Annotated in this window: 3 protein-coding genes; all 3 read right to left on the reverse strand. The window is 45.1% G+C overall.

What is annotated here, in order from left to right:
- Nucleotides 1-33: 33 nt before the first annotated feature.
- Nucleotides 34-1,254, reverse strand: coding sequence for a bifunctional phosphopantothenoylcysteine decarboxylase/phosphopantothenate--cysteine ligase CoaBC (gene coaBC / locus WBM30_RS04825; RefSeq protein ID WP_424899628.1), 1,221 nt, complete (start codon nt 1,252-1,254; stop codon nt 34-36).
- A gap of 24 nt (nt 1,255-1,278) precedes the next feature.
- Entirely contained in the window at nt 1,279-2,757 is a 1,479-nt protein-coding gene (locus WBM30_RS04830) for a phosphate:AMP phosphotransferase (RefSeq protein WP_424899629.1), read from the reverse strand.
- A gap of 102 nt (nt 2,758-2,859) precedes the next feature.
- The coding region (locus tag WBM30_RS04835; RefSeq protein ID WP_424899630.1) for an OsmC family protein at nt 2,860-3,245 on the reverse strand (386 nt) is incomplete at its 5' end.

A 3,245-nucleotide genomic window follows, 5' to 3' on the forward strand; every position in this document is an offset into this window, starting at 1 on the left:
GCTATAGTATGTTATTTTTTCGTTTTTAACGACTTAGTTTGAACCAATTTTATTATGCATCGATTCGATGGCTGCATACAAGATTTCTTCAGCAATCAAATCTTTTGATCTTACCGAAATCTGGATCGGTTCTTTATCCGCTTGGTAAATGATCACTTCGTTTGTATCTTTATTGAATCCTGCATATTCTTTTGAAACGTCATTTGCTACAATCATATCAGCGTTTTTGCGTTTCAGCTTATCTAGCGCATAAAGTTCGACTTCATGCGTTTCAGCCGCAAAACCGATCAAAAATTGATCTATTTTTCTTTTTCCCAGTTCAGCCAAGATATCCGTGGTTTTCTCCAAAACCAGAGTCAAATCCTCGTTCGTTTTCTTGATTTTGACTGTCGCTTGCGTTTTCGGTCTATAATCAGATACAGCCGCTGCCATGATAACCATATCAACATTGTGAAATTTATCTAAAACTGCTGTTTCCATCTCTTTGGACGATTGTACGGATATTGGTTCGACCCCAAAAGGAATCGGCAACAGATTTGTTGCGGTGACCAATGTCACTTCAGCACCTAAGTCACGGGCAGCTTTCGCCAAACTGAAACCCATTTTGCCTGAAGAATCATTGGTGATGAATCTGACCGGGTCTATGCGCTCCTTTGTTCCTCCTGCTGTGATAAGCACCTTTTTGCCTCTCAAAGGCAGTTCTTTGGCATTATTCAGAACGACTAGCTGCGCTGCCTCAACAATATTATCCGGTTCCGGCATGCGCCCTTTGCCTTCGTATCCTTCAGCCAAAAAGCCTGTGTCGGGCTCCATGATTTCATAGCCGTAACTTTTCAGAGCTTCCATATTCCGGACTGTAGCCGGATTTTCCAGCATGTGCTGGTTCATGGCAGGCACAATCAGCCGTGGAGCTGTAGTCGCCAATAGCGCGGTCGACACAAAATCATCGGCAATGCCGTTCGCCATCTTGGCGAGGATATTTGCTGTTGCCGGTGCTACGACGGCAAGCTCGGTCCAGTCAGCCAAATGGATATGGCTGACGAATTGCGCATCTTTTTCATCGAAGGTGTTTGTGTAGACGTAGTGCTTGCTCAATACCTGGAATGTCAACGGCGTGACGAATTCCTGTGCGGAAGCAGTCATCGCGACTTTGACTTCCGCGCCCGCCTTGATGAATTTTCTGACGAGATCAGCTGCTTTATAGACTGCAATGCCGCCCGTTACATAGATGGTTACTCTCTTATTTGTTAACAAATTATACGCCCCGCTTACATTCGACTATTTTCCTTGCTTTTTGCCCTCGTGGCTATCAATGAAGGCTCTTGCCCGGCTGATGAATTCTTTCAATACTTTGATCCGGGCATATTCTTTTTGGGTTCCTTCGACAATGATCCACGGAGCATCTTTCGTATCCGTCCGAGCGACCATTTCGTTCATCGCTTCTTCATATTTCTCAAATTTTTCATGGTTCCGCCAATCTTCAACGGTCAGTTTGTAATTCTTCTCCGGATCATTTTCACGGTCTTTAAAGCGTTGTTTTTGCTCTTCTTTATCTATCACGATCAGGAATTTAATGATCAATAAACCATCGTGGACTAAGTTGTGTTCCATTTCATTGATTTCATCGTAGGCTGCGGCCCACCGGTGCTCTGGCGTGAAGCCTTCCACACGTTCCACCAGCACGCGACCGTACCAGCTTCTGTCATAGATGGTCATCTTTCCTTTCACCGGGAAAGTCTGATAGAAGCGCCATAGATAATTAAAGCGGCTCTCGTTTTCTGTGGGTGCTGCTGTCGTAGCTACATCATAACTTCGGGGATCAATCAACCTTGTCAAGCGGCTGATGGCGCCACCCTTGCCTGCTGCATCCGTCCCTTCGAACACAAGGACACACGGGATCTTTTTCAGCCACATTTCGTAGACCAATTCACCTGCTTCTTCCTGCAGTTTCGCCAGCTGTGCCTCGTACTCTTCTTCCGTTATAGTAGCTTTCAAATCGATTTTAGTCAATGGCTTTTCCTTAAGGCCGGAACGGATTGGCGCCGGTGGTTTCTTTTCAGTTTGTTCAAGGTGGCTCTTCAAAGTGCTGCTAGCGATGCTAATCGCTTCTCGGGAAGCATCCTTTAGGTCCTCTGATGAGATCACGTGCCACGGAGAAGACTCAAAATTTGTCATTCCCAATATTTTGTCAAAGTGTTTCAAATATTTATTGTATTTTTTGAGTTGTTTTTCATCGTCTTTCGTGATGAGGAACTCTCTGTACGGATCGTCTTTAAGCTTCTCAATCCGTTTTTCCATCGTATTTTCCGAGTGGTGCAAAAACAGTTTCAGGACGATTGTGTTATCGGCAACCAGCATCCGCTCCAGAAAACTGATATAGCCGAGGTGATGTTCCAAGCGTTCATCTTTCACCTTCAGATCATTCATTAGTTCCGAATAAAAACTGCGGTCAAAAAAGGCGATTCGGCCTCTTCCGGGTAAATCCCTTGCGAAGCGCCACAAAAACGGACGTTCTGCATAATCATCCAACGCATCATCGAAGACACTTACTTCGAAATAACGCGGGTCCAATTCCCTTGTCAGATCCTTCAATATATGCCCTTTGCCCGAAGATTCCCAACCATCGACGATGATAAGCATGGATGAATCGCTGTTGACCAGCTTTCTTTGCAAAGCGGCTAATTCACTGCCGAGTTCGGACCTTTTTGTGCCGGATAATGTCGTGTCTTTTTTGTCAAAATCGAAATCTTTTAACATACGCTACGCCACCTTTTCTGCTTTTCACTATTTTATCACAAAACAGAGTGAAGCAAACTGATACGCTTTAGCTGTCAAATGAAGCAACGAACTCAAAGGTCGTTATTCCGCGTACGGGACAACTTCCAACGTGACGTGATTGTAGTCACCAATGATTTTTGAAACAGGACAGCGTTTGTGGGCTGATTGCGCAAGTTTCTCAACATCTGCCAACTCCATGCCTTCGACCGAAATAAAAGCCTTGAGATCGAAATAAAACCCTTTTCCGTCCTCTTCCCTGCAGAAATCGACATGGACTTCCGCTTTGCTCCGCGCCTTGGCTCCCCTCGCTTTAAGCAAAGCTTCTATTGTGGCGTTCAAGCAAGTCGACCATGATAAGCCGAATAGTTGTTCCGGATTGAAACCGGCTAAATCCTTCAATGGATCTGATGTTTGCAGGGATTCCCCATCCGAAACGGAGGCAGTCCCGTTCAATCCTTGATCATTGA

Origin of the sequence: Trichococcus sp., assembly GCF_049684335.1 — a bacterium.
In the GTDB taxonomy this organism is placed as follows: Bacteria; Bacillota; Bacilli; order Lactobacillales; family Aerococcaceae; genus Trichococcus.

Excerpts from the sequence above, each read along its gene's own strand:
- WBM30_RS04830 (WP_424899629.1), bottom strand. The coding sequence starts at position 2,757 with ATGTTAAAAGATTTCGATTTTGACAAAAAAGACACGACATTATCCGGC.